This window comes from Mycobacterium sp. NGS62, from assembly GCF_059812285.1.
This window is the reverse complement of the sequence record NZ_JCALCK010000005.1, coordinates 311,877-337,133: the sequence shown is the minus strand read 5'-3', so window position 1 is coordinate 337,133 and position 25,257 is coordinate 311,877. Positions and strand designations below refer to the sequence as shown.

The window sequence follows — 25,257 nt, the reverse complement described above, 5'->3', positions numbered from 1 at the left end:
GGAGGCGCTACGGTCGTAGCATGTCTGAAGTAGCTTCCCGTGAGCTGCGCAACGACACGGCGGGCGTGCTTCGCCGCGTACGAGCGGGAGAGAATGTCACCATCACGGTCAATGGTCGCGCCGTCGCGCTGCTCACAGCAGTCCGACCGCAGCATCGGCGTTGGCTGAACAAGATCGAGTTCCTGACGAGATTGCGCCGCGCACAAGCTGATCCAGGTCTGCGCGACGATCTCGCGGCGCTCGCCGGCGACACGACCGGCGATCTCGGTACGCTCGCATGAGCAATACCCTCGAGGCTGGTCTGCTCGAGACATCAGGTGTTCACTCTTGCCGAACTCAACGGCGTCGCTGACCTCACTGTCGTCCGGGTCTGACCGGACACCGCGTTGCGCCGTGGCGAGGCTCTGCGCGAGCATGAGGAATGGTCGGCTATGTGGACGTACGAGCCTATGCCGAGCTCAACGACTTCCTGGTCGCCGAGTCGCGCGGTGCCACCGTGCGTCGGCCGTTCCGCTCCCATCAGACGGTCAAGGACGTGCTGGAGGCGATGGGCATTCCGCACACCGAGGTCGACCTGATCCTGGTCAATGGTGATCCCCAGGGCTTTGGCTTCCGCCCAACAGCCGGCGACCGCATTGCCGCGTATCCGATGTTCGAGGCCCTCGATGTGGGGTCGACGGCACGGTTGCGGCCGGTGCCGCTGCGTGATCCGCGCTTTGTCGTCGACGTCAACCTCGGCCGGCTCGCCCGGCTGCTGCGGGTGCTCGGCTTTGACGTGTGGTGGTCGCATGACGCCGACGACCAGACCCTGGCCGATATCAGCTTGCGGCAGCGGCGGATTCTGCTGACTCGCGATCGCGGACTGCTGAAGCGCCGCGCGATCACCCATGGTCTGTTCGTGCACGCAGAGCAACCCGAAGAACAGACGCTCGAGGTGATCCGGCGGCTGGACCTACGCCAACGGCTGGCGCCGCTGACCCGCTGTGTGCGGTGCAACGGCACGCTGGTCAGCGTCTCCAAAGACGAGGTGATCGAACACCTCAAACCGTTGACCCGCCGCTACTACGACGAATTCCGTCGCTGCACAGACTGCGGCCAAATCTATTGGCCGGGTTCACATCACGCAGGCTTGCTTGCTTTCGTCGAACGACTGCAGGACCAGTTGTGGGAATCGCAATCAGTGGCGCCGGCGCGGCTGGGGACGGCGCTCGATATCCCAGCCGATGGTGAACCCATGGCGCAGAACAAGGTCGGTGAGGACGTCGGTCCGCTCGGCAAGCGGCCAGGACTCGGTGGAGAACGCGTCGAGGGCGAAGAATGCGTAGTTGATCGATGTCTCCGGCGTGGTGCGCGGCCGATACACGAGGGCGTCGAGGTCGGTCCACCAGCGACCGACGGCGTCGGCGAGTCGGTGGCAGGTGGTCCATACCTCGGGATGCTGGCCGGTGCTGATCTGGTCGTCGACGTCGAGGATGTCGAGGTTGTTCTCGGTGCGCAGATCGAACACTCGCAGATGGCGGGCGGCGACCAGTCGCACCAGGTGCTGCGCGACATGGTCTGCGGGAATCATCAGTCCGGTGGCCCGGTAGCGCTCACGGAATGCGCCGACGGAAGTGCTTGCGGCATAACGTGTCCGGAATGCGCCGGACTCCGGATCGAACCGGAAGCGTGGGGTGGGAAAGCCGGTCCATGTCCAGCCCTTGGGCGCCATGCCTTCGACCCGCCACAGCTCGGTACCGGCCTCGACGCGCCGGCGCCGCAGACCGACTGGTCGAGCACCGGGCAAGAGCGTCCGGTAACCCGCGGGAAGGTCAGGCACCGACGGCGGCGAGCATCCGCCATGCGGTCTCGGCGGTCGGAGGGCGACGCAGCGCCTCGGCGATCGACAACCCACCGAGTTCGTCGTGGGTCAAGCGCATGATGCGATCCGCAGCCAGCGCGTCTGACGTGAACCGAGCCAACAAGTCCAGGATCCGTGGCAGATCGAGTCGCTGCCGGTCGCCGTCGAATTGCCAGACGGGAAACCAGGTTTGGTTGCCGACCGCGGCCCCGAGAAGTTTGCCGCGGCTGCGCAGCCTGTGCACGGCCTGTGGCGAACGCAGTCCCAGCCGAGCCTGGACTTTCGGAGTCGGCAACGATCCTTCGACGAATTCGCGAACCACGGCTCCGCGGCGCTCCTCATTCAAGCTGCGGGCAGCGATGCGTTCCAAGGCTCCGTGGGGTGCAGTCGGCGCGGTCAGGATGGCGTCGAGGACCTCGACGAATTCGGCGTCTTTGCGTGCACGTTCGGCGACCTGGCGGAGCAGTGGGGCAACGGCAGTGGTCATGGATCCATGGTACCACCGACGTCGGCAATTGAAACAATCGAAACAGAGGCGGGGCTCGCTGGCGGTCTGCGCCATGATGGGTACATGGCCGAACGTGATCGCGACGAAGCGGGGCGTCCCCGCAGTGCTCGACCCCGCGATGCGCTGGGCCGGCCGCTTCCCTATGGCAGTGACGGCATTCCTCGCATTCCCGACGACCTCGAGCTGAGCCCGGCGGAAACCCTGACCTATGCGCAGCAGCTGCTGGATCAGGGCATGGCGTTCCACGCCCACGAGGTGCTTGAGGCGGCTTGGAAGAACGGGCCTGACGACGAGCGAACCCTCTGGCAAGGCCTGGCCCAGCTCGCGGTCGGCCTCACCCACGTCCAGCGCGGCAACCCCAAGGGTGCCATCAGCCTGCTGCGCAGCGCGTCGGGTCGTCTTTCGCGTAGTGACGGCCGCTACGACATCGACGTCGGTGGCTTGACGGATTTCGCCGATGCGCTGGTCAGCGACCTCGCCGCCGGCATCGAGGTCACCGCGGATCGGCTACGACCCTGCCTCACAGAAAGCTCACGTACCGTCGGCGACGAGTAGTGCTGGTGAGGAGGAGCGACGGTGGCGAGAAGCGACAACGACACATGGGACATCACCGAAAGTGTGGGCGCGACGGCGCTCGGTGTGGCGGCGGCGCGGGCCGCGGAAACCGAGAGCGAGAACCCGCTGATCGACGATCCGTTCGCGCGGGTCTTCCTCGACGCCGCCGGCGAAGGCATGTGGACCTGGTTCGCGGCGCCCAACCTGCCCGATGAGGTCATCGAAGCTGCCCCGGAACTGCCGCTGCGTATGCAGTCGATGCTCAACTACATGGCTTCCCGCACAGCGTTTTTCGACCGGTTCTTCATCGATGCGGCCAACGCCGGCGTGCGCCAGGCGGTGATTTTGGCGGCCGGGCTGGATTCGCGGTCGTGGCGGCTGCCGTGGCCGGACGGGATGACGGTTTACGAACTCGACCAGCCCAAGGTGCTGGAGTTCAAGTCGTCGACACTTTGGCAAACCGGCGCCAAGCCGTCCGCCGGGCTGGTCAATGTCAATGTTGACCTGCGACAGGACTGGCCAAAAGAACTGCAGCAGGCGGGGTTTGACCCCGGGGCGCCGAGCGTGTGGTCAGCGGAGGGGTTGCTGCCGTTTCTGCCGGCCGCCGCGCAGGACCTGTTGTTTGAGCGGGTTCAGGAGCTGAGCGCGCCCGGCAGCCGGATCGCGGTGGAGGCACCGGGCCCGGGCTTCAACGATCCGGACGCCCACGCCAAGCAGCGCAACCAGATGCAGCGGATCCGCGACATCATCGCCAAGCTGGACGAGTCCCGCGAGATTCCCGACGTCCAGGACCTGTGGTACATGGAGGATCGCACCGACGTCGGCGAATGGCTGCGTGGCCACGGCTGGGAGGTCGACGCGGTGGCGGCTGAGAAGCTGATGGCCGGCTACGGTCGACCGCCGGCCGATGTCGAGGACTCCTCGCCGCGCAGTGTGTTTGTGTCGGCGCAGCGGGTGTAGTTCGCCGGTGCGCTTCAGCTGCGGCAACACCTACTGCAACATTGGTAACGAAATCCGGAGGATATGACCCTCTTCTGATGTGATGGCGCATGCGATATCAACTTTGGACGAGGGGTCATGGTCGAGGCGCCAGCTAGCGCACCTTGGCTCGCGTCCGACCCGCTTACGTGCCCACTCCTCGGCGAACTTGCGCACCGCAGTCGCATCCACCATCCAATCTCTTGCGGCTTGTCAAGGGTAAGAGCGGTATCTGGTATGCAGAGGTCGCACGGCGACGCTACTGGCGTGGCATAGTCGGCGCACTTCGCTAGGTCCGGGGCGCGACGGCGCTAAATCATCTCGTTGCGGGTGAGCCAGCGCATCACCGGCCAGCCGACGAATACCGGTAGCCAGCAGGTCAATACGCGATACAGCAGCACCGACGGCACACCGACCGCGGCAGGCACGCCGAAGGCGGCCAGTCCACCGATCAGCGCCGCTTCCACGGCGCCCACCCCGCCGGGTGTGGGCGCGGCTGAGGCCAGGGTGCCGCCGACCATCGTCACAACCGTGACGGCGACGAAGGTGGTGCCACCGCCGAAGGCTTCGACACTGGCCCACAGCGCCAACGCCGCACCGAGAGTCGTTCCGGCAGCACCTAATACGATCAACGCCAGTCGTTTCGGTTCGCGAGACAGCGCGGCGAGGTCGCTGCTCACCTCGGTCAGCTTGGGCCGCATCTCGGTGGCCAGCCAGCGCCGCAGCCTGGGGACGGCCAGGAATACGCCCACCGCGCCCAGCGCCACGCCCGCGATCAGGTACAGCACGGTGGCACTCGGCACGAAGTGCGACAAATCGGTCGAGGCGCCCGCCGCGGTGCTGAACAAGATCAGCAACGCGATGTGGACGATCACCTGGACCGACTGCTGCAGCGCCACTGCCGCGGTGGCCCGCACCGCGTTGAGTCCACCCTTCTGCAAAAACCGGGTGCTCAGCGCCAGCCCACCCACGCCGGCCGGGGTAGTGGTGGCCGCAAAGGTGTTGGCCACCTGCATAATCGACAGATTCTTGAAGCTCACCAGCCCATCGGCACAGGCCCATAATGCTGCTGCCGCGCCGATATACGTCAACGCCGACACCGCCAGCCCCAGCAGTGCCCACCACCAGTTCGCCCGGCCCAGTTCGGAAAAGAACGTCGGCACGGTGCTGATAAACGGATAAGCCACATAGACCAGCGCCACCAGCAACACCAGTTGGATGAGCTGGCTGCGAGTGAACCGGGTAATGGTCGCGGCCTGGATCTGATCGGCCCCGGTCTGGCTCATCACCTCCGCGCGGGCCTGAGCGATGACAGCGCGTGGGTCCGTCACCGCGTCCCGGATACGTCGGGGCACAGCGGTTTTGGTGAGTCGACGCGACGCGGTCAGCACGGTGTCCTTACCGAACGCCTCGATGGCCGCGCCCACCGCCGACGGCGCGTCGTAGCGCGCCGAGGTGGTCACTAACAGCTGGGCGATGTCGGACTGCAACTGGACGTCGGTGGCGCCGTATTCGGCGTGGCGGTACCCGCCGAACAGCACGGCGCCCTCGTCGACCGTGATCTCGCTGCCACGTAAGTCACCGTGCGCGATCTGGTGATCGTGCAGGCTGCGCAGCGCCGTCCACACCCGGGCAACCGGAGTCGTCGCGCACTCGTCGATCGAAACGCCACGAGCGGGCTTGTGCGCGTACAACGTCCAGCCGCGGTCGAGCGCACCGACCGCGATCGTCGACGTGTTGGCAAGTCCTACATCGCCGATGGCAATCGACAGCAGCGCGCGGTGCTCGACGGCACGTTGCAACGAGGCGTGCAACGGCGCGGTCTCGCTGCGGCGCAGCCGGAACTTGCGCCAGAGTTGGCGCAGCGCGCCGCCGCTGCGTTGATGCGGGCCGTACAGCTCGATCACCGCCGGATGCTCGGCGGCGGCGGACAGGATCAGCGGCCCGCGCCCGGCCGGCTGCAGCACAGTGAGTCCGGAGACGACAAAGCCGCGCCCGGCCAGAGCGCGCACCGCACCGTCGAGCGGCACCTCCAGCGCCGGCGTCCCCGAAACCAGCACCACCAGCGCGCCGACCCACCACCCCACCGCCAGTCCCAGCAACGAGCGGGCCGGCACGATGGCGCTGACCACTAGATGGATCGGTACGAAGGCCAGCAGCAGTGCCCACCACCAGCGTCGCCACCGGGCGGGCAGCCAGGGACCGGACACGGTGAGCATCGCGGCGAGCATCGCGATCCAGCGCGGGTCGTCGAGGAACTGCGACAGCACCGTGGACAGCCGGTCCCTGAGGTCGAAGTGCCAGCGCGGTGCCGCGATGCCTTTGCTGTTGATCGACAGCGGCAGGATGGCCAGCAGCCCGGCGGCCGCGTAGGCGCCGAGCAGCGTCCACTGCCGGGCGACGATCAGCCCGATCAGGATCATGAACGGCAACGCCAGGATCGCGATGCCGTAAGCCAGGTACACCAGATTGGACTGAGTGGGGGAGAGCAACCCGATGATCTGCGAGACAGATTTCTCCAGCGTCATCCACTGCCTGCGGGTGATCAACGAGCTTGCGATCACGACCGCGAGGAACAGCCCCGCCAACACCAGCCGCAGGATGTCGTTGGTGCGACGGGTCAGCGGTTGCAGCAAGCTGCCGGACACGGTGATGTCGCGCCCGTCGACTCGCATATTGCAATGGTCCTATGGTTCGACGCCGCCGCTGGTGGCGGCTCGCGTGTCATACAATTTAGAATATTCGTATGACGATGATCAGCTTTCGGGTCGACGACGCGGACGCGGCCGAAATTGACCAGTGGGCCCGGCGGCTGCAAGTGGATCGATCTGAGCTCGTTCGCGATGCGCTACGGCGCCACTTGGCTCAGCTTGCGGCCGACCAGGACGTCGCTGCGTATGCCGAACTGCCCGTGACGGATGAGGAGCGGGCGCTCGCCGAGATCGCCGACTGGGGCCCGGCGGAGGACTGGGCTGACTGGGCCGATGCAGCGCGGTGAACTGTGGTTCGCTGCCACCCCTGGTGGTGACCGGCCCGTGCTCGTCCTCACCAGGGATCCGGTCGCAGACCGGATCGGCGCGGTCGTGGTTGCTGCGCTGACGCGGACCCGACGGGGGCTGGTGTCGGAGCTGGAACTGACCGCTGCCCAGGATCGAGTGCCCAGCGATTGCGTCGTCAACTTCGACAACATTCACACGCTGCCGCGCGCCGCGTTCCGCCGCAAGATCACGCGGCTGTCGCCGGCACGTCTTCACCAGATGTGCCGGACGCTGCGGGCAAGCACCGGATGCTGAAACGGCCGCGCGAAGGCGCGCGTTTGCAGTAAGAGACTGCTATGCGGTCAGGACTGGCATTCGTCGCTGTGGTCTGCATGGCGATGTGGGTTGCACCCGTCGCTGACGCCGAAGAGGCCGCTTTCGTCACGCACCCGGTGGAGCACGTCGACACGCTGATCGGCACCGGGACCGGTGGCGAATGGGTCGGGGAGATCAACAACTTCCCCGGTGCTTCGGTGCCGTTCGGGATGGTGCAGTACTCGCCGGACACCACCGACACCTACGCCGGCTATAACCACGCCAACGATCACTCCACCGGGTTCAGCATGACGCACGCCTCGGTGGGCTGCGCGGCGTTCGGCGACATCCCGATGCTGCCGACCACCACCCCGATCGGCGCGCAACCGTGGCACGCGTGGGAGCGGATCGCCCATGACGACACCGAAGTGGGTATGCCCGGCCACTACACCGTGCGCTTCCCCGACACCGGGGTGACCGCCGAACTCACCGCCACTACCCGCACCGGCATAGGCCGGTTCCGCTATCCCGACGACGGCCGGCCCGCGCTGTTTCAGGTGCGCCCCGGCGGATCGATCGCGGGCGACTCTGCGGCCAGCATCGCGATCGGCGGGGACAACACCACGATCACCGGATCGGCGACCACCGGGGGATTCTGCGGTGCGAAAAACAGCTACACCGTGTACTTCGCGATGACGTTCAGCCGGCCGTTCACCTCCTACGGCACCTGGGACGGCGACTCGGTGTCGGCCGGTGCCCGCCGCGCAGATTCGAAACACAGCGGGGGATACGTGCAGTTTCCGGCCGGCTCGGTGCTCGACGTGCGGACCGCGCTGTCCTACGTCAGTGTCGAAGGGGCGCAGGCGAACCTGGCCGCCGAGGGCGGAGCGAGCTTCGACGACGCGCGCGCTGCCGCGTCCGCCGAATGGAACGCGGTGCTGTCGCGCATCGCTGTGGCCGGGGGCAATGACGGCGACATCACCACCTTCTACACCGCGCTGTACCGATCGTTCTTGCACCCCAACACTTTTAACGACGTCGACGGCCGCTACCTCGGATTCGACGGCGTCATCCACAATGTTGCCAAGGGCCGCACCCAGTACGCCAACTTCTCCGATTGGGATACCTACCGCTGCCTGGCTGCGTTGCAGGCGCTGCTGTTCCCGCAGCGAGCCAGCGACATGGCCCAATCGCTGGTGAACGACGCCGAGCAGAGCGGGTCGTTTCCGCGTTGGGCGCTGGCGAATTCGTCGACCGGCATCATGACCGGAGACAACCCGGTTCCGCTCATCGTCAACCTCTATACCTACGGCGCAACGGATTTCGACGTGAAAGCGGCGCTGTACTTCATGGTGAAGGCGGCGACCGACGGCGGTGTCGGCCGGCACGGTTACGTGGAGCGGCCGGGGATCGCCAGCTACCTCACGCATGGCTACGCGCCGCAGACGCAGGCGTTCGGCGCCGGTCATGACATCGCCGGCGCGTCGATCACGATGGAGTGGTCGGTGGACGACTTCACCATCTCCCGATTCGCCGGCGCGCTCGGCTACACCACGATCGCCGCCGAATTCGGCAATCGGGCGCAGTATTGGCGGAACGTGTTCAATCCGGCCGCCGGGTCCATCTCGCCGCGCAGCGCCGACGGCGCTTTCCCCGACGGCCCCGGGTTCGTCGAACCCGCCCCGGAGGCGTTCGGCCAGGCCGGGTTCGACGAGGGCAACGCCGAGCAATACCTGTGGCTGGTGCCGCAGAATGTCGGCGGACTGGTGACCGCGCTCGGCGGCCGGCAGGCGGCGGCCGACCGGCTGGACCGCTTCACGACCGAACTCAATGTCGGCCCCAACAAGCCCTATCTGTGGATCGGCAACGAGCCGGACTTCGGGGTGCCGTGGCTCTACAACTACATGGGTCAACCGTGGAAGACCCAACAGACCGTCGACCGGGTGCGCCGCGAACTGTTCGGCCCTACACCCGACGGCGAGCCGGGCAACGACGACCTGGGAGCGGAGTCCAGCTGGTACGTGTGGGCGGCCCTCGGTCTGTACCCGGCCACGCCCGGAACGCCGATCCTCACCGTGAACACGCCACTGTTCGACCGCGCCGAGATCGCGCTGCCCGCAGGGCAATTCATCCGCATCTCGGCGCCCGGTGCATCGACCGGCTTGACGTACATCAACGGCCTGGCCATCGACGGACAGCCCACCGACCAGACCTACCTGCCGGAGTCGATCATCCACACCGGCGGCGACCTCGCGTTCTCGCTCTCGCCGATCCCCAACCTCCTGTGGGGCAGCGCCGAATCCGCCGCGCCGCCGTCGTTCGGTGCGGGCAGCTAAGGAGCATGACGGTGGCTCCGCCGGGCCGTATCGTCAGTGTGTGCTGACCGGGTTACTGCTCGCGCTCTGCTGCTCGGTGTGCTACGGCACGGCGACGGTGCTGCAGGCGATGGCGACACGATCGGTGGAAGCCGGCAGCGGCTCGGGTGTCGACGCGGTGTTGCTGTTGCGCGCCGTGCGGCAGTGGCGCTATCTCGCCGGCTTTGGCCTTGACGGCCTCGGCTTTGTACTCCAGGTGGTGGCGCTGCGCTTGGTGCCGATCTATATCGTCGCCGCGGCGATAGCCGCCTCGCTGGCGGTCACCGCCATCGTGGCCGCGTGGCTGCTGTCGGCGCGCCTGTCATCAGTCGAGTGGACAGCCGTGGCCGCGGTCTGTCTGGGCCTGGCGATGCTGGGGCTCGCTGCCGGACCGGAGGGTTCCTCGCACGGCCCAGCCGGACTCGCCTGGGCGCTGCTGGGTGTGGTCGCCGCGGTATTCGTCGCCGGCGGGGTGGGAGGCCGGTTGAGCGACCGCCCGCGTGCACTGGTCCTGGGGCTTGGCGCCGGAACCGGTTTCGGTGTCGTCGAGGTCGGGGTTCGCCTGGTCGATCCGATCGATCCCACCGCAGCCACGTTCTACACCAACCCGGCCCTGTACGCGGTGCTCGCCGGCGGGACCGCCGGGTTTCTGTTGCTGACGTCTGCGCTGAACCGCGGATCGGTGACGACGGCTGTGGCGGGAATGGTCGTGGGAGAAACGATCGGGCCGGCGCTCATCGGAGTGGTATGGCTCGGTGACCGGACTCGCGGTGGGCTCGGCTGGATGGTGTTCGCCGGGTTCGCCATAGCAGTCGCCGGAACACTGGTGCTGGCCCGCTTCGGCGAAGCGCCTGAAGCTGAACCTACGGAGAATCTGCCGGCGCAGCCGGCGTGAGATATCCGCGCCCTGATGGTCGCGTAACAACCGGCTCATCGCGGCGGCTGGACGACGCTCACCTGGCTGCTGTTGGGCGGGTGAACGACCGTGATGCCGACGTCGGTGCAGGCTTGGACACCGGGACGTGGCTGGGGGTCGGGGGGCCAATTCTGTTGCCCGGCAACGTCGAACAACGCCGCCGAGTTGGGTTTTGCGCCCCCAGTTCCGAAACCTCGGTGCCGGCCGCCGCGTCGACGGTGACGACACCCTGAGACACCAGGCGTCAAGGACGTCAAGCGCAACTCGTCAACCACGTCAAGGTCATCTGCGCGGGCCAATCGTGATATCGTCAGATATCACTTCCTGGAGGTGCCGATGAGCGATGTGCTGATCCGTGACATTCCCGACGATGTCCTTGCCGGCCTGGACGTGCTGGCCGGCCGGGTCGGTTTGTCACGAAGCGAGTACATCCGGCGAAAGCTCGCGCAAGAGGCGCGGGCGGCCCGAGTGCCGGTAACGGTCGAACATCTCCGGCAATTCGCGAACACTTTTAGTGATCTCGGTGATCCCGAGTTGATGGCTCGGGCGTGGGAGTGAGCAGCGCCGGCTGGCTCATCGACAAATCGGCGCTCGTTCGTCTTGGCAAGACTGTCGACGCAGAAATGTGGAGCAACCGCGTCGAGCGTGGACTGGTACGCATCAGCAACGTGACGCGGTTAGAGATCGGGTACGCCGCGCGGACGGGTGATGCAGCCCGCCGCGACTTTCGCCAACCGCCGCTGGTGGCGTTGCCGGTTGAATACCTCACGCCGTCGATCGAAGATCGAGCCCTAGAAGTTCAGCTACTGCTCGCTGACAAAGGGATGCACCGTGGGCCCTCGATACCCGACCTGATCATTGCCGCGACTGCCGAGCTCGCAGGCTTGATCGTCCTACACGTCGACAAGGATTTCGACGTCATCGCAAATGTCACAGGGCAATCAATGGAGCGACTGACTACCTGATCGGGCTCGCCGCGAATGGCTACTGAAACGCCTGTAGCGCAACAGTTTACGCGGCTCTAGCACTGCAGGTGTGGTGGTCGGCGTCGATGAGCGCCACAAGCGGGCCGGCATCGCTCGGGTTACATCGGAGTATGGCCGCCGGCGAGCAAGTCGGAGAATGCATGGTCACTTGGCCATGCACGATTGGCGCCGCCGTGAATAACGCGCAGCACGTCGTTGAAGTCCTCGTGCGGGTCGGCGGTCAGGACTGCGTCCGCGCGCTGGGCTGCAGCCTGGCGAATGAATTCCGACAACGAGACACCGGTCACCGAAGCCGCCCGTTGCAGCCTCTTTTCGAGCTCGGGGTTCTGTCGGAGTGACTTCACGACGTCAGTGTGTCACGGTCGGTGCACCCTGTGATACGCACGCGGGCCGCCCCGAAGCTCCATCCGCCGCGGTGCCGGCGGGCTGAGCAGCCGAACTTGTCGGTGGTCCGCGCTACCTTGATGTCGGCTTCAGGAGACGCCGCCGGTGTCGGGCGTCTTACGGGGGAGGCATCGGGCATGAGGAGGTAGCTATGGCGCATTCAGTCGTTTTGCTCGGCGACCACGACACAGTGCAGCACCGCGACGAGTTGACCGCGTTTGCGGCGCAGCAGAATTGCATGATCGCCGACGCTTTCGGGTTCCCGGAGGGTGCGGCTTCGTCGACCGATGATCTGACCGAGGTCGACGCGGTGGTGTCGGCGCTGGGTTGCGCGATCGCCGGCCGGATCGACGTCTGGGTGCCCTTCCTGTGCCCAGACCTCGGGCGCGAGCAGCACTGGCGACGGCTGGGTCTGGTGCTGCAACGCCACGGCCTCAACCTCCGGTTCGGTCGGCAACTCGAATCGTTCCCGACCACCGGCGGGTACAGCGAAATCGACTTCGCGCTGCGACGTGAAGTTCAGGTGGTCGACGAGCTCGACCATGCAGCACTGGCGGCCGTGGGAGCCGAAAGCCTCGGGCGGGAAATCGAACTGGCGCTGGTCGCCGCAGGTGCCTCGACTCCCGCGACGCCTGCTCCGCGTCGAGCTCCGTCGGGCGCCGGCGCCGAGGCGAGTTCGGACACCGAAAGCGGTTCGGCACCAATCCTTCCGCCACCGACGACGCCGTGGTCGCAGCGCCAGCCGATGCTCAAGCGCTACGTCCGGTGGCTGGTGCACGGCTGCGGTGTCACCCAGGCGGCCACGGCGCGGGTGCTGAACTCGACGGGCCAGCGCACACCCAAAGGCCGGCCCTGGCAGCCGGCGACGGTGTCGGCGCTACTCAACGGCCGCTACGACCACGGTGCCAAGGCCTGCCGGTGATCGACCCTGCCCCTGAAGGAGGTAAGCGCATGAAACCTAATGCCGCACAATTGGACCGGGTTTGCGGAGTGCTGCTGGGAACCGCCGCCGGCGACGCGTTGGGCGCACCGTTCGAGTTCGGCGACCCGCTGGGGCCCGAGGTGAAGGTCGCGATCGATGACGAGGTCAGTCAGCGTTCGATCTGGGAAACCGGTGAATGGACCGATGACACCTCGATGGCGATCGCGATCGCCGAGGTCGCGGAAACCGGTGTGGATCTGCGGGATGAGGCCGCCCAAGACGCGATCGTGCACCGCTGGTATCAGTGGGCGAACCAGCCGGGCACCAAAGACGTCGGCATCCAAACGCGTGCGGTATTGAGTGCGGTGGGCCGGCAGGGACTCTCGGCGGCGGCCGCCCGCGAGGCGTCGGCGGCGGAGCACCAGCGGGAGGGCAGGAGCGCGGGCAACGGCTCATTGATGCGGACGGCCCCGGTGGCGTTGGCCTACCTGAACGACGAGGACGGTTTGGTGGAGGCGGCGCGCGCCATCAGCGCGTTGACTCACCATGAGCCCGACAACGGAGATGCGTGTGTGTTGTGGTGCTGCGCGATCCGCCACGCTGTGCTGACCGGTGAGTTGAACGTGCGAATTGGGTTGGATCACCTCGATGCGGCAGCGCAGGCCAGGTGGTCGGCGCTGCTCGACGCCGCCGAGCGATCACAACCGGCGGATTTCACCAAGAACGGCTGGGTGGTCGAGGCGCTGCAGGGGGCGTGGTCGGCGATCTCGACGACACCGGCGCCGCAAGAGGATCCGGCTGCCGGGGTATTCCGCGCCGATCATCTGCGGTTGGCGCTGGAAGCGGCGGTACGCGGTGGGCGGGACACCGATACTGTCGCCGCGATCGCCGGTGGGTTGCTCGGCGCGGTGTGGGGTGCCTCGGCGGTGCCCGCACAGTGGCGGCGCCGACTGCACGGGTGGCCGGGGTGGAACGCGCGCAAGCTGGTCGCTGTCGCGACCGCCATCGCGCTCGGTGGCCAACCGGACACCTTCGACTACGGCTACGCGACGATCCCGGAGCAGGGACCGCTCTTCCAACATCCGCATGATGACCAGGTGTGGGTTGCCGGGGTACGGGCGCTGAAGTCCTTGCCCGACGACGTCGGTGCGGTCGTATCACTGTGCCGGGTCGGCGATTTCGACCTGCCCGACACGGCCGAACACCTTGACGTGCGGCTCATCGATCAGGCCGGCGAAAACCCGAACCTCGACTTCGTGCTGTACGACACCGTGCGCGCGATCGAACAATTCCGCGCCGAGGGCAAGACCGTGCTGTTCCACTGCGTGCAAGCGGTCAGCCGTACGCCAACCATCGCTGCCCTCTACGGCGCGCGTCGCAAGGGCATCGCCATCGAAGACGCGCTCAACGACGTCACGTCCTTGCTCCCGGGAGCGTGGCCGAACGACGAGTTCCGACGAGCCTTGCGGCGGCTGCACCCGGAGCTGAACGCCGCTTCATAGAGGTACGGCTGTGCCGCACCGCGCGGAAGTCAACCGGCGTTACGTCGAGGAGCTCACTGCGGACAGTGCCGCGTCGTAGTTGGGCTCCTGGGCGATCTCTGGGACCAGTTCCGAGTAAACGACCTTGCCGTCGGTGCCGATGACCACAACGGCGCGCGCGAGCAGGCCGGCCATCGGCCCGTCGACCAGGGTGACGCCATAGTCGTCGCCGAAGCTGTCGCGGAACGCCGACGCTGACTTGACGTTCTCGATGCCCTCGGCGCCGCAGAACCGCGCCTGCGCGAACGGGAGGTCGTTGGAGACGCACAGCACCGAGGCACCGCTGCCGGCGGCGCGCTCGTTGAAGGTCCGCACGCTGGTCGCACAGACCGGGGTGTCGATGGACGGAAAGATGTTGAGCAGCAGGGCCTTATCGCGGAACTGGTCGCTGCTGACTGCGCCGAGGTCGGTGCCGGTCAAGGTGAAGTCGGGAGCCTGAGAGCCGACGGCCGGGAGCTCGCCAACCGTATTGATCGCATTTCCACGCAAAGTTATCTGTGCCATGAGCCATAGTCTGCCAAGCGCCGGACGCCAGCGTCGATTGGGGTGCCCGGCGAAGCTTGGAAGACGTCTGTTTCCAGCTCAAAAGGAACCACGTGGGTGGACCACAGTCGTGCTGGGCCAGTGAGAAATCCGCTGCTGCAGTCCGAATTCGGCCACGCTTGTCGGGCCGGTGTACTAAGCTGAAGTTGCTTCACGAGTTGCCGTCGCCAAGCTCCGACTGGACGGTACGCCAACCCCACGCTCGTGGGTGGCTCGGATGACGAAGCGGTCGACACCGACCGGTGCCGGCAAGAGCGCCTCCCTTCGGCCGGAGGCCCGATGTTTCGGGAGTATTGAAATGCCTTGGAATTGTCTTTCCGGGTCATACGGTCACCGACACCGCGTGCACTGGATCCACGAGGCGCCGTTCACAACGAGGGGTGCGTCGAAGTCGATGGCGAGCGTACGAGCAGCGGTGAACGACTGCGTGCCGACGCCTCAGAACCAGGCGGAAGCGAAATGACCGGGCAGAAGCTAAGCGCAACCGACAAAGCCCTGCGTGACCGGATTGTTGAGTTGTCCGTGCACATTCCATGCGGCGGTCTGCGCGGTCCCGTGTGCGGCAGGTGGCAGTCATGCAGTGACGAGGATTCGCCTGAGCGATGGGAAGGTAACGACGTTTCCCGTGAAAGGGACCTGTGCATTATCTGCTTCAGGGCCACGGCCGGCGGCAGATCGCGGTGGTCCTGGCTGGCATGCCCGGACTGCCGCCGGGTCAACGAGTCGGTCGCCAGGCTGGAGTCGGAGTATGGCGATCGCCCATTCGCCCTTGGCCGGCACAGCCTGATGAACGGGATCGGCGTCCGCGGCGGCGCGCCACCGGAGGTTCAAAAGGAGCAAACCGCTCAACTGCTGGAATTCGTCAAAGGCGATGGGCGTCTGCGAGAGTGGCGCGAGCGCGAATACCCGCGGCTGGCGAGCCGGTTCGACCCGCTCGCCGACGTCCCGCTGCGGGTTTGGCAGGCCGAATGGCCGCCGAGCCTCGAGGCATCCGTGGATGCTTTCGCGCGCCTGCTCGGACATGCACCGGACCCGCCGCCATGGACCTGACTTGTGGCAAGCCATTGCCATGGTCTTTCGGAGTCATGAATAGTCACCGGCACATTGTGCGATCGTGCCACAAGGATTATCGAAGACACTTCTGAAATCGATACACCACAGGGTAATTCATGAGTCCGGATAGAAACGTTATCGTCCCTTTGCGGCGTGCCCCGGCCTATGCCGCGAATACGTGGGGTCCGTATTACGACACGCTGCATCCTCCCCGCTGGGTGCATTTCATCGTCGACTGGAAAGTCGCGCCGAAGTGGATCGACGATGCCGTGAGACTGTGGCAGCAGCGCCAAGAACGCCGTCGTGCGTATGAAGCGGCTCATGGCAGCGACCCGGTGATGTGGCCGACTCAGCATCCCGGTGTTGTCCTGCGCGGGATCCCGGCCTGTCTTGGATGCCACTGGCTGGGTGAGTCAGGCTATTACCGCCACGACCACGCGTTCCTATATCCGGCCGACCTTGCGCGCCGCCATGAGGCCTCCAACGGGGCATTCCGTGGTGGCGGAGCTGACCGTTTGATGCCTACTGCTCGGCCGACCCCTAGCCCGCCACCGGTCACGACTCCTCCGATTCCACGTCGCGTTCCGCCGTTACCGCTGCGCATCGCCGACAGGTATGCGACCGGCAGAAGGCGATCTTGGAAATGAACGCACCGAGTATGCACCGACCTTTGCCATCCGCGATTAAGACGCATTCCCGATAGGAGGCAGCGCATGAATACCGACGACACCACGACAGCATTGGGTTCTGCCGAATGGGGTTTCACCACACTCGCGTACGTATGGGACGCTAGGACGCGAGCGATCATTGCCGGCGCCGATAGGCTTGAGGCGCTTTCCGAAGATGAGCGGGTGCGCTCCCTAACCGCGCTGAGCCAACGGGTGAGTGCCCTCGCTCGCGGTCTCGACGACGGTTGGTTCGTAGGCACGGCCTTTTTCATGGTCGAGGACTTGTATAAGTCCTACTTTCGCCAGTTTCGATGGTCACCCGGCGTCCACGACTACGTTGCCGCTACCGCAGGTGCATTCATGCAGGAACTGACTCGACGCGGATTTGTGCTCCACTACGTCATCGATAACACGCAGTCTGAGGCCAGCCTGGCCGAGGTGTCCGCCTGGCTGCCACTTGTTTTCAAGGTGGCGGGTCTAGTGGTGACGGGCCCACAACTGATGGCGCTGGACCTCATGGAGCGGGTAGACCATCGAAGCCGAGACGTCGACGCGATTCCGCTTTACCGCACAGAGGGCCACTATCTCGCAGATCGGCTGATCGAACGTTGCCATCAGGAACGCCGGTCCTCGGTCTATCTGAACCTGGACCTCGACGACGACGCCCCGGCACTTTCTATGGATGTGGCGCTGTCACAGCGCAATACGCGCGGGACGATTCTTGTCTTCCGCGACCAGGCCCCCATCATCGGCTCGGTTGCACAGATCGTTGCGCCGCCGGGAGTGACCCTTCCGCTAGGGGACCCTTCATGATTTGCGATGGGATACGCGCCCACCAAAGGCAAAATGATGAGCGATGAGCGCGGCCGGATTGTAGGGCCTCCGCCGCCACCGCCTCGCGATTACATTCCGGGCGAGGAGCGCAAGTGGCTCATCATGATGGGTAAGGGGCAATTCTTACAGACGAAGAGAGGTCAGCTTGGCCAGGACAAGGGCAGGCCACAACGATGCGTTGGGCTCGGAGAGAGTGACGTCGCCAAACGCCAGAAAGCGCAGCGATGAGCGCTGATCGTGGCTGGCTCGGCAGCCCACAACCCAGCAAGGAGGTACGCGTGGCCGATTCCGCGTGTGAGGGCTATGACATCATCGGCGACGTCCACGGATGCGCTACCCAGCTCGAAGAGTTACTCATCGAACTCGGCTACCAACCAGCCGACGGGACCGGCGAATATCGCCACCCTCGTCGCCAAGCCATCTTTGTGGGTGATGTCATCGACCGAGGAGACGAACAACTGCGTGTGCTGCAGCTCGTCAAACGCATGGTCGACGCGGGGAGCGCGCGAATTGTCATGGGCAACCATGAATTCAACGCCATCGCCTATCACACCGAGTGGCCGCATGGCAGCGGAAAGTTCCTCCGCGCACACGATGACCCGGAGAACCGGTGGTCAGAGAAGAACACCAAGCAGCACCAGGCTTTCCTCGACCAAGTTGTCGGCGCTGAACGGGGTAGCTACCTCGAGTGGTTTAAGACGATGCCGCTGTGGCTGGATCTCGGCGGCCTGCGCGTCGTGCACGCATGTTGGCATGACGACTCAATTGGGCTCGTAGAGCAGCGATGCGGTTCACATGCTCCATTCACCGAGGTGGCATACTTCGTGGCGGCCAGCATCCCGGAGGACCCGCTGTACCGTGCGGTCGAGACGCTGCTCAAGGGTCCGGAAATCAGTCTGGTCGACCATGGCCAACCCGAGTACTACGACAAGGATGGCTTCCCGCGCGGCAACGCGCGAGTGCGGTGGTGGAATAACAGCGCCCGTACGCTGCGCGACATCGCTGAAATGGAAGGCAAATTCACCACCGCCTCCGGCGGCCCCTACCCGCGGTTGCCTGAAGTTGAACTGGCCGACGGCGATCACTCCTATGTCTACACCGGGCGAGTACCTGTCGTTTATGGCCACTATTGGCGGCAAGGTTCCCCGAAACACCGGCATGACTGGACGGATTACACCGCCTGCGTGGACTTCAGCGCCGTCAAGGGCGGATCACTGACCGCTTACCGGTGGTCTGGCGAAAAGCAGATCCGCCCCGACCATTACGTGCAGCGAGGCGGCCGATGATGACGGTTTCGAGTGGACTGTTTCTGAACCCGGGTTTGAGGATCGGTCGGTGCCGTTTTACATGCTCACACCACAGGATGTCTCCGAGTACGCCGACGCCTACCGCGACGAAATCAACGCTCACCCGGACAACGACCTCGGCGGTTGGTGAGGTGGTCAGGAGGGTCCGGCGCCCGGTGATCGCTACTGGTACAACGACATCTCCCGCAACTATGACGAGCTTGCAGAGGCTACCGAAAAAGCCGTCGACCACAATCAGTGGGCAGTAGACGATGTGGCCATCGACCTTTCGGTCCCAACAGAGGAAATGACTGACCGATACGGGATGCTTTGGCTATGACTTACCAGCGCAAATACACCAGAGAGCAGCTCATCGCTTCGGCTCGCGAAAAGGGGTTGTATCCCAACGAAGGGGCCACCGAAGAGGAGGTCGAAGGGTTGCGTGCCCGGCAGGACGAGGCCTGCCGCAAACTCGACCTTAAATACGCTCATCTCAAGGGAGAAAAAGAGCGCGCCGTCGAAATTGAGCGGATCGCTGCCAGGCGTGCCGTCCGTCCATGACGCAATCATGGCTTAACTGGCGTTGACACAGCCCTCCTCTCACCTAATAGGTGAGGGAGGTTGGTGCGGTCCGGCGCATTGTTTCTCATCGCGAGCAGGTCGAGTTGGCGGCGTTGTGGCGGCCAGAGTTGCGGCAGCTGATCCGCCCGCTCGTTACTGCGGTTCACGACTCGCATCCAAACCTGGCGCTGTTTGTGCGGCTGTTTGGCTGCGCGCACCCCCACGGACTGTTCTTTGCACGGCTTGCCGAGGTGGCGCAGAAGACACTCCGTGGCGGTACTACGGAACCACCGATCAGTTATAAGCGGTGCTTCCCTCGATGGGACGCGTTGTACTGACGATTTTCGCGACGCAGTGATCGGAGTCCAAGCCTTGGCCTCGACACCAGGCCAGGGCACCGGACGAGTCGGCGAAGGTGACGCCTGCAACGGTGACCCAGAAGTTCGGCGCCGAGAAGGTCGACCAGTCGCCCGACCACAGTAGTCGGACCCCGGGATACCGCTGCCGTAACCGGAGGTGCTCCTGCAGTGTCATCGCGTTATCCCATACGATGCCGTCGTCCACGACCCCGGGGCGCTTGGAACTGAGTTGCGGGACCCAACGATTGGCAAGTACGGCCTTGACGAAGGGTAGGTCTGAGTTTGAAAGTCGCTGCAGCTCTTGCAAGCTGGCTGCCTCGGGATCTACTGGTGCGGAGGCTGACGTCCGCGGAGCGCGGACTGATGGTGGGGACGGCGGTTGCGTTTCGTAGATTGTGCGTTCCGGCAGAGTGTAGGTGGCCTGTGGCGGATTGGAGGCCGTGGAAGCAGTGCTTTCCCCAGACTCGGATCTTTGGCTAACGAGAAGACCGATGACGACGCCGATGGCACCGAGGAGTAATGCCGAAGCGACTGCGACAACAATCGGCAACACCAATGGCCCCGAGCGTTCGCGCCGTTCCTCTGTAGACGCCGCAACCGTAGGACCGGTTGTCGGACCGCTCGATTGGGGATCAAACCACTCAGAGCCGGCACCAGCATCCGCGTTGCCGGCGGACGACATCGTATCGGTCTGCGAGGTGCCGCGTCCGTTCATTTGGAGTGCCCGTTGGGCGGCGCGTCCCAGCGCGCCCGCGCTGCCGTAGCGGTCGTCGGGTTCCTTTGCCATGCCACGCGCGATGACGTCGTCAAGAGACGCGGGCACGCGGGAAGCGACGTTGCTTGGGCGTGGCGGCGGGGCGCCGAGATGTGCCGCCATTGCCCGCTCAAGGCTATGACCTGGAAAGGGAGTATCTCCTGTCAGCGCCTCGTACAGGACGCAGGCCAGAGAATAGACATCGGCCGCCGGTGTGGTCGGCTGGTCGTTGAATCGTTCCGGTGCCATGTAGTCGAGACTGCCGATGTGGTAACCGGCCATCGTCAGATGGGTATCGCCCTTGGCCTCGGCGATACCAAAGTCGAGCAGGCAGGCGAAATCGCCCGGTGTGACGATTATGTTTTGAGGCTTGACGTCGCGATGGATCAGCCCCTCGCCATGTGCCGCGTCCAAAGCTGCAGCAATCTGGTTGATGATGGCTACTGCTCGTTGGGGCTCCAGAGGTCCCTTTTTGAGCAACTCGTGCAATGTTTGCCCTTTGACCAGGCGCATATCAATGTAGAGGTTGCCGTCGATTTCTCCCCAGTCATGAATTGGGATGACGTGTGGCTCTTGGAGAATCGCCGCCGCGTGTGACTCGCGCTGGAATCGCGTCCGGAAACCTTCGTCTTGTGAGTACTGTTCGGCAAGGATCTTTAGGGCGACGGTCCTTCGCTTGTCGGTGTCGTAGGCCTCGTAGACCTCGCCCATCCCGCCTCTGCCGAGCAAGCGATTTAGTCGGTACTTGCCGAACGGGCGCCCGACCCGTGAACTGACCGTAGTCACCTACATCTCCTTTGACACGACGCAGTATGCATCGCGGTGCCGACATCCGCGTCATGTTTGCTACAGATGCGACTCAGAGCTGCTGAATGCCGCATCCGAGTCACATTTCGTACTACATACCTGTAAGTCGGCTGGCAGCAGAATTGACGGAGCCGTTATATCCGGGCACGCAGTCGGAGCTCAGCGCGCATGCAAATCGGTTGCACGTTGGGCTATCTCGGTCGGTAATCGGCGAGGGTGCCGCTAGGCGTCCTGGCCATAGCCGTACGGATGTACCGGAAACGGACGCGAGGTCGACGCGGTCGTGCTTACATAACGTGCGACCGGTCTGTCGGTGCCGAAGCCTAAGCTGCTGCTGCGCTTGACACATTGCCGGCGTCTGTAGGGCACCAATACCAGGAGTACGCGTTGGACGGGCTTGACCATCACTCGGTTGTAGGGGATGCGCTGGGAATTCTCATCCAGGGCTTGACGTCGCTCGTTGAGCCAGCCTTGGCGGATGCGCAGCCGCCTCCCATTGAGTGGACCGAGCTACTTCAGCGGAATGTTCTCGCTGATGGGCGGCGGGTGAACGCGTACCCAAGCCGGAAGGTGCCCTTGTGCATCGCGCTATGACAAAACACCGCCGTTACTCGTTTAACGCGCAGCTATCGGGGCAGAGCAGAACCACGCGCGACTACGTGATGTGCACAACCGGTGCGCCCACAAAGATATTCACTTCCGCCACGGGATCAACACGTCCGAATTGTTGCGTGTCACAAGCGCCGGCTCGATGGCAAGGAGTTCCTGAGCAATGACGTCCGTCGCGCCGTCTTTTGGCTATCACCCAGACCCTGAACGGACAGACATCGCATTCGGCCAAGATCAGTTCAAGCGTGCGCTGATACTCAGCGGCCCAGTCCGTGAGCTCGTGACTCGTGTTGCGGAATGCAGAGTCCTTTGGCGGCCCGAAGTCGAGCTTCCTGAGGGAATCTACTGGTTCGAAGGGATCGACCACGGAGCACTTCTTCTGCAGGTGGTCGCTGGCGCGCCGCCGGGCGGTGCGACAACCACCGCGGTCGACCAGCTCGACGAAGATCACCCGCTGACGGCTGCGTGGGGATGGGCCGAGAAGCTCTGGCAGGACGCAGCGGCGGTCCCCGCCCCACTTTTCGAAATCAACGAAGCCGCCGTAACCCACCCGGGCGACGACGATGTGGTGATCCGAGACCGCAAGTTTCTCAGGAAAAGCTGGTCATACACGGTGCTGGTGGATGGGCGTCAGCAAGACATCGTGGAGTCACGGCTCAAGCCACGCCCGCAGCTTGATGATCCGCGGGAATGGGTGACCCGTGACCCGACCCCAGCGCGCCAATTCGGCGCCACACTCACCCGGGCAAAGTTGCAGGGCAAGTTTGCCGACACCCTGTTCTCATTCCGGGCCACCCGGACGACATTCCGGCCGTACCAATTCAAACCGGTGATCAAACTCCTGCAAACCGGCAAGGCACGCCTATTGATCGCCGACGAAGTCGGACTCGGTAAGACGATCGAGGCGGGTCTGATTTGGACGGAACTCGAGGCGCGCCGAGAAGCCGACCGGGTGCTGGTCGTATGCCCTGCGAGCCTTGTCGGCAAGTGGAAAGAGGAGATGGAAGACCGCTTCGAGTTCGAGCTGGCCGAACTCGACACCAACAGCCTGCGGGACTTCTTGCAGCGTCACCGCCAGAACCGGCTGCCGCGCCGGCAGGCCTACATCTGCAGCCTCGAACGGCTGCGCACGTGGGACGGACTCGATGAGGTAAACGACCTACCGCCGACGTTTGATCTGATCATCGTCGATGAAGCCCACTCGATGCGCAATCAAGACACCAAGAGCTATGCGCTAGGCACCCGGCTTGCTGAGTGGGCCGACAGCCTAGTCTTTCTCACCGCAACACCCATCAATCTTCGCCAAGAAGACCTGCTCAACCTACTGGAATTACTTGCGCCAGAAGACTACGGCGACATAGCCGACCTCCAACTCCGGCTGGAACCGAACCGCATCATCAACGCGGTCGCGGCTCGGCTGGGCAAAAAGGGGGCCAACGGTCGCGAACTGGTTGCCAAACTCGACGAGCTGCGGGCGACCAGCCTCGGTGGAGCTTTGATGAGTCGCGCTGACTTCCGGTTGCTGACCGAAGTGCTCTCTCAAGACGACCTGACACCGCGCGACATCGTCGATGCGAAACGCTATTTGGCGGATCTCAACACGCTCTCGACGGTCATCACCCGCACCAAGAAGGTCGAGGTCGACGACCGCAAAGCCAAAAGAACACTAGACAGACAGGAAATCTCCTGGGTCCAGGCAGAAGTCGACTTCTACGACGAATACTTGCAGTGGTGCAGCAACAGGGCCGCCGAGATCGGCAGACCCTTGCACTTCGCCATGCAGATGCCTCTGCGCCTCGCCAGCGCATGCCTGCCGATGGCCCGCCGTGCGGTGCTTGAGCCTCAAAGTTTCGGTGAAATTTCCGACGCCGACTCGGGTGAAACCGCGGGCCGGCTCGAACCGCATCCAGCCCTGGTGGCAGCGGCGCAGCGGCTACCTGAGAACGTCGACACCAAGTTCGATCTTCTCCGAGAGGTGCTGCATGGCCTGCATGGCGGGCGCCGGCAGGCGCTGGTATTCACCCACTCGCGGCCGACCCTCGCCTACCTCATGCATCGCCTTGAGCGAGAATTCTGTGTCGCGGTGATGCACGGCGGTGTCAGCCGCGAACAACGTCGTCGTATCATGGCCGATTTTCGCAACGGCGCATACGATTTCGTCTTGGCCAACCGTGTCGCCAGTGAAGGCCTTGACTTCGAGTTCTGCTCCGCAGTCATCAACTACGACCTGCCGTGGAACCCGATGGAGGTCGAACAACGGATCGGCCGCATCGACCGCATCGGCCAAACCGAAGAGACGATCTTGGTGGTCAACTTCGTCAACGAGCACACCATCGACGAACGCATCCTGTCCCGCCTGCTCGACCGCATCGGAATTTTCGAGTCTTCGATCGGCGCACTCGAACCGATTATTGCCGCGAATGCACCCAAAGCCCTGGAAGCCGGCTTCGACTTCACCCTGAGCGAGGAGCAGCGGGAGCAGAAGCTGCACGAGGTCGAGATGGCCATCGAGGAACAGCGCGCCGGCGTTGAGGATGTGTCTGATGCATCAAGCGCACTGCTCGTCACCAATGATGTCGACGTCGCTGGGCTCGAAGACGATCTGATTCGAACCGGACGCTACATTGGCCAGCAGGAGCTCGCACAACTGCTCGACGACTGGGCACTAGTCGACGGGGCTCCGGGAATCCACTTCGCCGAAGACAAGCGGACCGCGGAGTTGCGCGGCAACCCCACGATGGCGAACCGCATCGACGCGCTTGCGAAGTCAGCTCAACGCACCCCTGCGGAGATCAACGCGATCGCATCCCAGCTGCGCAATGAACTGCCCATATCCCTGGCCCTTGACCAGGAGCTGGCCCGAACCGGCGGTGGGATGCTTCTGACCGCGACGAGTCCGCTCACCATGGCGGCTGTCGCGGTTCCGGGGCATCGGCAAGCACGATTCGCATCGCTTCGGCTCGCGGCAACCAGCAACGATGTCGTACCCGGTGTCTATGTTGTCGTCATGGTCAAGGCGGTATCGGCATCGCGTGGGGGCGACGAGATCTGGGGTGCCGCAGTCACCGAAAACGGCCGGGACGCAGGGGATGCGCCCGTCAACGCGCTGCTGGCCGCATTGGCCCAAGGGAAGCTCGTCGACGCCCCACCACGCGCAATCGATCGAATCGACAGACTCGCGGAACGTGCACAGAACCAACTGCATTGCCGTCACTCGGATGAGCAAGCTAAGCGCGATAGCGAGTTCGACGCACTTCGGCGAGCCAGAGCCGTCACGCTAGCCGAACAGCATCAACGCCGAGTTGACGCAATCGACAGGCGCATCGCAACCGCTACGGCTCGTGGACGCGGTGACCGCTCGATCGCGCTATTCCAGAGCCAACGACGTAGGGCGCAAGAGCGATTCGACCGGCTGTCGACAGAGCTAGAACGTGAAGTTCAACCCGAGATCCGGCTGGAGCCACTCGCGGCTTGCGTGATCGAGATCGTGTCCTAACGGAGAAAGT

The 25,257-nt window shown here is 64.5% G+C and carries 21 protein-coding genes, 2 pseudogenes and 1 riboswitch; of the genes and pseudogenes, 18 read left to right on the top strand and 5 right to left on the bottom strand.

Annotated elements, in window-relative coordinates; translation table 11 throughout:
- Nucleotides 1–20 precede the first annotated feature (20 nt).
- Together AC5Y49_RS16015 and AC5Y49_RS16010 are read left to right on the top strand one after the other, a co-directional pair.
- Complete coding sequence (locus AC5Y49_RS16015; RefSeq protein WP_499888643.1) at nucleotides 21–281, top strand: type II toxin-antitoxin system Phd/YefM family antitoxin; 261 nt, start codon at nucleotides 21–23, stop codon at nucleotides 279–281.
- A gap of 140 nt (nucleotides 282–421) precedes the next feature.
- Nucleotides 422–1,174 (top strand): annotated as a pseudogene (locus tag AC5Y49_RS16010) (Mut7-C RNAse domain-containing protein); the annotation flags it as partial.
- A 637-nt stretch (nucleotides 1,175–1,811) separates the two neighbouring features.
- Here the strand turns inward: AC5Y49_RS16010 and AC5Y49_RS16005 are convergent.
- Nucleotides 1,812–2,327: a hypothetical protein gene (locus AC5Y49_RS16005; protein WP_499888641.1), complete on the bottom strand. Its 516-nt coding sequence runs from the start codon at nucleotides 2,325–2,327 to the stop codon at nucleotides 1,812–1,814.
- Between the two features lie 84 nt (nucleotides 2,328–2,411).
- Between AC5Y49_RS16005 and AC5Y49_RS16000 the strand changes: the two genes are divergently transcribed.
- Nucleotides 2,412–2,903 carry a DUF309 domain-containing protein gene (locus AC5Y49_RS16000; protein WP_499888639.1) on the top strand — a complete coding sequence of 164 codons (492 nt, stop codon included), beginning with the start codon at nucleotides 2,412–2,414 and terminating at the stop codon, nucleotides 2,901–2,903.
- 21 nt (nucleotides 2,904–2,924) lie between these two features.
- Nucleotides 2,925–3,863 carry a class I SAM-dependent methyltransferase gene (locus tag AC5Y49_RS15995; protein ID WP_499888637.1) on the top strand — a complete coding sequence of 313 codons (939 nt, stop codon included), beginning with the start codon at nucleotides 2,925–2,927 and terminating at the stop codon, nucleotides 3,861–3,863.
- A 329-nt stretch (nucleotides 3,864–4,192) separates the two neighbouring features.
- On the opposite strand, the gene AC5Y49_RS15990 is transcribed toward AC5Y49_RS15995, so the two are convergent.
- The gene (locus AC5Y49_RS15990; RefSeq protein ID WP_499888635.1) at nucleotides 4,193–6,556 is read right to left on the bottom strand and encodes a lysylphosphatidylglycerol synthase transmembrane domain-containing protein; all 2,364 of its coding nucleotides are present in this window, start codon (nucleotides 6,554–6,556) and stop codon (nucleotides 4,193–4,195) included.
- Nucleotides 6,557–6,633: 77 nt separating this feature from the next.
- On the opposite strand from AC5Y49_RS15990, the gene AC5Y49_RS15985 reads away from it, so the two are divergent.
- The 7 genes and pseudogenes from AC5Y49_RS15985 to AC5Y49_RS15955 all read left to right on the top strand — a co-directional run bounded on the left by AC5Y49_RS15985 (nucleotide 6,634) and on the right by AC5Y49_RS15955 (nucleotide 11,409).
- Complete coding sequence (locus tag AC5Y49_RS15985; protein WP_499888841.1) at nucleotides 6,634–6,879, top strand: ribbon-helix-helix domain-containing protein; 246 nt, start codon at nucleotides 6,634–6,636, stop codon at nucleotides 6,877–6,879.
- Nucleotides 6,866–7,174: a type II toxin-antitoxin system PemK/MazF family toxin gene (locus AC5Y49_RS15980; RefSeq protein ID WP_499888633.1), complete on the top strand. Its 309-nt coding sequence runs from the start codon at nucleotides 6,866–6,868 to the stop codon at nucleotides 7,172–7,174. The genes AC5Y49_RS15985 and AC5Y49_RS15980 overlap by 14 nt, the downstream gene beginning before the upstream one ends.
- Before the next feature lie 41 nt (nucleotides 7,175–7,215).
- Nucleotides 7,216–9,507, top strand: a pseudogene (locus tag AC5Y49_RS15975) (GH92 family glycosyl hydrolase); the annotation flags it as partial.
- A 43-nt stretch (nucleotides 9,508–9,550) separates the two neighbouring features.
- The gene (locus tag AC5Y49_RS15970) at nucleotides 9,551–10,423 is read left to right on the top strand and encodes a DMT family transporter (protein WP_499888631.1); all 873 of its coding nucleotides are present in this window, start codon (nucleotides 9,551–9,553) and stop codon (nucleotides 10,421–10,423) included.
- Between the two features lie 80 nt (nucleotides 10,424–10,503).
- The gene (locus AC5Y49_RS15965; RefSeq protein ID WP_499888628.1) at nucleotides 10,504–10,677 is read left to right on the top strand and encodes a hypothetical protein; all 174 of its coding nucleotides are present in this window, start codon (nucleotides 10,504–10,506) and stop codon (nucleotides 10,675–10,677) included.
- A gap of 103 nt (nucleotides 10,678–10,780) precedes the next feature.
- A complete protein-coding gene (gene vapB, locus AC5Y49_RS15960; RefSeq protein ID WP_499888626.1) occupies nucleotides 10,781–11,002 on the top strand; it encodes a type II toxin-antitoxin system VapB family antitoxin in 222 nt (73 codons plus the stop codon).
- Nucleotides 10,999–11,409 carry a PIN domain nuclease gene (locus AC5Y49_RS15955; protein WP_499888839.1) on the top strand — a complete coding sequence of 137 codons (411 nt, stop codon included), beginning with the start codon at nucleotides 10,999–11,001 and terminating at the stop codon, nucleotides 11,407–11,409. The genes vapB and AC5Y49_RS15955 overlap by 4 nt, the downstream gene beginning before the upstream one ends.
- A 119-nt stretch (nucleotides 11,410–11,528) precedes the next feature.
- On the opposite strand, the gene AC5Y49_RS15950 is transcribed toward AC5Y49_RS15955, so the two are convergent.
- Nucleotides 11,529–11,774: a type II toxin -antitoxin system TacA 1-like antitoxin gene (locus AC5Y49_RS15950; protein ID WP_499888624.1), complete on the bottom strand. Its 246-nt coding sequence runs from the start codon at nucleotides 11,772–11,774 to the stop codon at nucleotides 11,529–11,531.
- Nucleotides 11,775–11,965: 191 nt separating this feature from the next.
- Here AC5Y49_RS15950 and AC5Y49_RS15945 point away from each other — a divergent pair, with 191 nt between their 5' ends.
- Together AC5Y49_RS15945 and AC5Y49_RS15940 are read left to right on the top strand one after the other, a co-directional pair.
- Nucleotides 11,966–12,736, top strand: a complete 771-nt coding sequence (locus tag AC5Y49_RS15945; RefSeq protein ID WP_499888622.1) for a hypothetical protein — start codon at nucleotides 11,966–11,968, stop codon at nucleotides 12,734–12,736.
- Between the two features lie 29 nt (nucleotides 12,737–12,765).
- Nucleotides 12,766–14,238, top strand: coding sequence for an ADP-ribosylglycohydrolase family protein (locus AC5Y49_RS15940; RefSeq protein ID WP_499888620.1), 1,473 nt, complete (start codon nucleotides 12,766–12,768; stop codon nucleotides 14,236–14,238).
- A gap of 39 nt (nucleotides 14,239–14,277) precedes the next feature.
- On the opposite strand, the gene tpx is transcribed toward AC5Y49_RS15940, so the two are convergent.
- Nucleotides 14,278–14,781, bottom strand: coding sequence for a thiol peroxidase (gene tpx / locus AC5Y49_RS15935; RefSeq protein WP_499888619.1), 504 nt, complete (start codon nucleotides 14,779–14,781; stop codon nucleotides 14,278–14,280).
- Nucleotides 14,782–14,969: 188 nt separating this feature from the next.
- A riboswitch (SAM riboswitch) is annotated at nucleotides 14,970–15,081 on the top strand.
- Between the two features lie 198 nt (nucleotides 15,082–15,279).
- On the opposite strand from tpx, the gene AC5Y49_RS15930 reads away from it, so the two are divergent.
- The 4 genes from AC5Y49_RS15930 to AC5Y49_RS15915 all read left to right on the top strand — a co-directional run bounded on the left by AC5Y49_RS15930 (nucleotide 15,280) and on the right by AC5Y49_RS15915 (nucleotide 19,222).
- Nucleotides 15,280–15,870 carry a hypothetical protein gene (locus tag AC5Y49_RS15930; RefSeq protein ID WP_499888617.1) on the top strand — a complete coding sequence of 197 codons (591 nt, stop codon included), beginning with the start codon at nucleotides 15,280–15,282 and terminating at the stop codon, nucleotides 15,868–15,870.
- Nucleotides 15,871–16,586: 716 nt separating this feature from the next.
- Nucleotides 16,587–17,354 carry a hypothetical protein gene (locus AC5Y49_RS15925; RefSeq protein ID WP_499888615.1) on the top strand — a complete coding sequence of 256 codons (768 nt, stop codon included), beginning with the start codon at nucleotides 16,587–16,589 and terminating at the stop codon, nucleotides 17,352–17,354.
- Between the two features lie 299 nt (nucleotides 17,355–17,653).
- Nucleotides 17,654–18,661, top strand: a complete 1,008-nt coding sequence (locus AC5Y49_RS15920) for a metallophosphoesterase (RefSeq protein ID WP_499888613.1) — start codon at nucleotides 17,654–17,656, stop codon at nucleotides 18,659–18,661.
- A 336-nt stretch (nucleotides 18,662–18,997) separates the two neighbouring features.
- On the top strand, nucleotides 18,998–19,222 hold the full coding sequence (locus AC5Y49_RS15915) for a hypothetical protein (RefSeq protein WP_499888612.1): 225 nt from the start codon (nucleotides 18,998–19,000) through the stop codon (nucleotides 19,220–19,222).
- 294 nt (nucleotides 19,223–19,516) lie between these two features.
- Here AC5Y49_RS15915 and AC5Y49_RS15910 read toward each other — a convergent pair whose 3' ends face one another.
- Nucleotides 19,517–21,046, bottom strand: a complete 1,530-nt coding sequence (locus AC5Y49_RS15910; RefSeq protein ID WP_499888611.1) for a serine/threonine-protein kinase — start codon at nucleotides 21,044–21,046, stop codon at nucleotides 19,517–19,519.
- A gap of 868 nt (nucleotides 21,047–21,914) precedes the next feature.
- Here AC5Y49_RS15910 and AC5Y49_RS15905 point away from each other — a divergent pair.
- Nucleotides 21,915–25,247: a DEAD/DEAH box helicase gene (locus AC5Y49_RS15905; RefSeq protein WP_499888609.1), complete on the top strand. Its 3,333-nt coding sequence runs from the start codon at nucleotides 21,915–21,917 to the stop codon at nucleotides 25,245–25,247.
- Nucleotides 25,248–25,257: the final 10 nt, after the last annotated feature.

What these genes read in the sequence shown, in the direction of transcription:
- AC5Y49_RS16015 (WP_499888643.1), top strand. Translation starts at nt 21, where the DNA reads ATGTCTGAAGTAGCTTCCCGTGAGCTGCGCAACGACACGGCGGGCGTG.
- AC5Y49_RS16005 (WP_499888641.1), bottom strand. Translation starts at nt 2,327, where the DNA reads ATGACCACTGCCGTTGCCCCACTGCTCCGCCAGGTCGCCGAACGTGCA.
- AC5Y49_RS16000 (WP_499888639.1), top strand. Translation starts at nt 2,412, where the DNA reads ATGGCCGAACGTGATCGCGACGAAGCGGGGCGTCCCCGCAGTGCTCGA.
- AC5Y49_RS15990 (WP_499888635.1), bottom strand. Translation starts at nt 6,556, where the DNA reads ATGCGAGTCGACGGGCGCGACATCACCGTGTCCGGCAGCTTGCTGCAA.
- AC5Y49_RS15985 (WP_499888841.1), top strand. Translation starts at nt 6,634, where the DNA reads ATGATCAGCTTTCGGGTCGACGACGCGGACGCGGCCGAAATTGACCAG.
- AC5Y49_RS15980 (WP_499888633.1), top strand. Translation starts at nt 6,866, where the DNA reads ATGCAGCGCGGTGAACTGTGGTTCGCTGCCACCCCTGGTGGTGACCGG.
- vapB (WP_499888626.1), top strand. Translation starts at nt 10,781, where the DNA reads ATGAGCGATGTGCTGATCCGTGACATTCCCGACGATGTCCTTGCCGGC.
- AC5Y49_RS15945 (WP_499888622.1), top strand. Translation starts at nt 11,966, where the DNA reads ATGGCGCATTCAGTCGTTTTGCTCGGCGACCACGACACAGTGCAGCAC.
- AC5Y49_RS15940 (WP_499888620.1), top strand. Translation starts at nt 12,766, where the DNA reads ATGAAACCTAATGCCGCACAATTGGACCGGGTTTGCGGAGTGCTGCTG.
- tpx (WP_499888619.1), bottom strand. Translation starts at nt 14,781, where the DNA reads ATGGCACAGATAACTTTGCGTGGAAATGCGATCAATACGGTTGGCGAG.
- AC5Y49_RS15930 (WP_499888617.1), top strand. Translation starts at nt 15,280, where the DNA reads ATGACCGGGCAGAAGCTAAGCGCAACCGACAAAGCCCTGCGTGACCGG.
- AC5Y49_RS15925 (WP_499888615.1), top strand. Translation starts at nt 16,587, where the DNA reads ATGAATACCGACGACACCACGACAGCATTGGGTTCTGCCGAATGGGGT.
- AC5Y49_RS15915 (WP_499888612.1), top strand. Translation starts at nt 18,998, where the DNA reads ATGACTTACCAGCGCAAATACACCAGAGAGCAGCTCATCGCTTCGGCT.
- AC5Y49_RS15910 (WP_499888611.1), bottom strand. Translation starts at nt 21,046, where the DNA reads ATGGGCGAGGTCTACGAGGCCTACGACACCGACAAGCGAAGGACCGTC.
- AC5Y49_RS15905 (WP_499888609.1), top strand. Translation starts at nt 21,915, where the DNA reads ATGACGTCCGTCGCGCCGTCTTTTGGCTATCACCCAGACCCTGAACGG.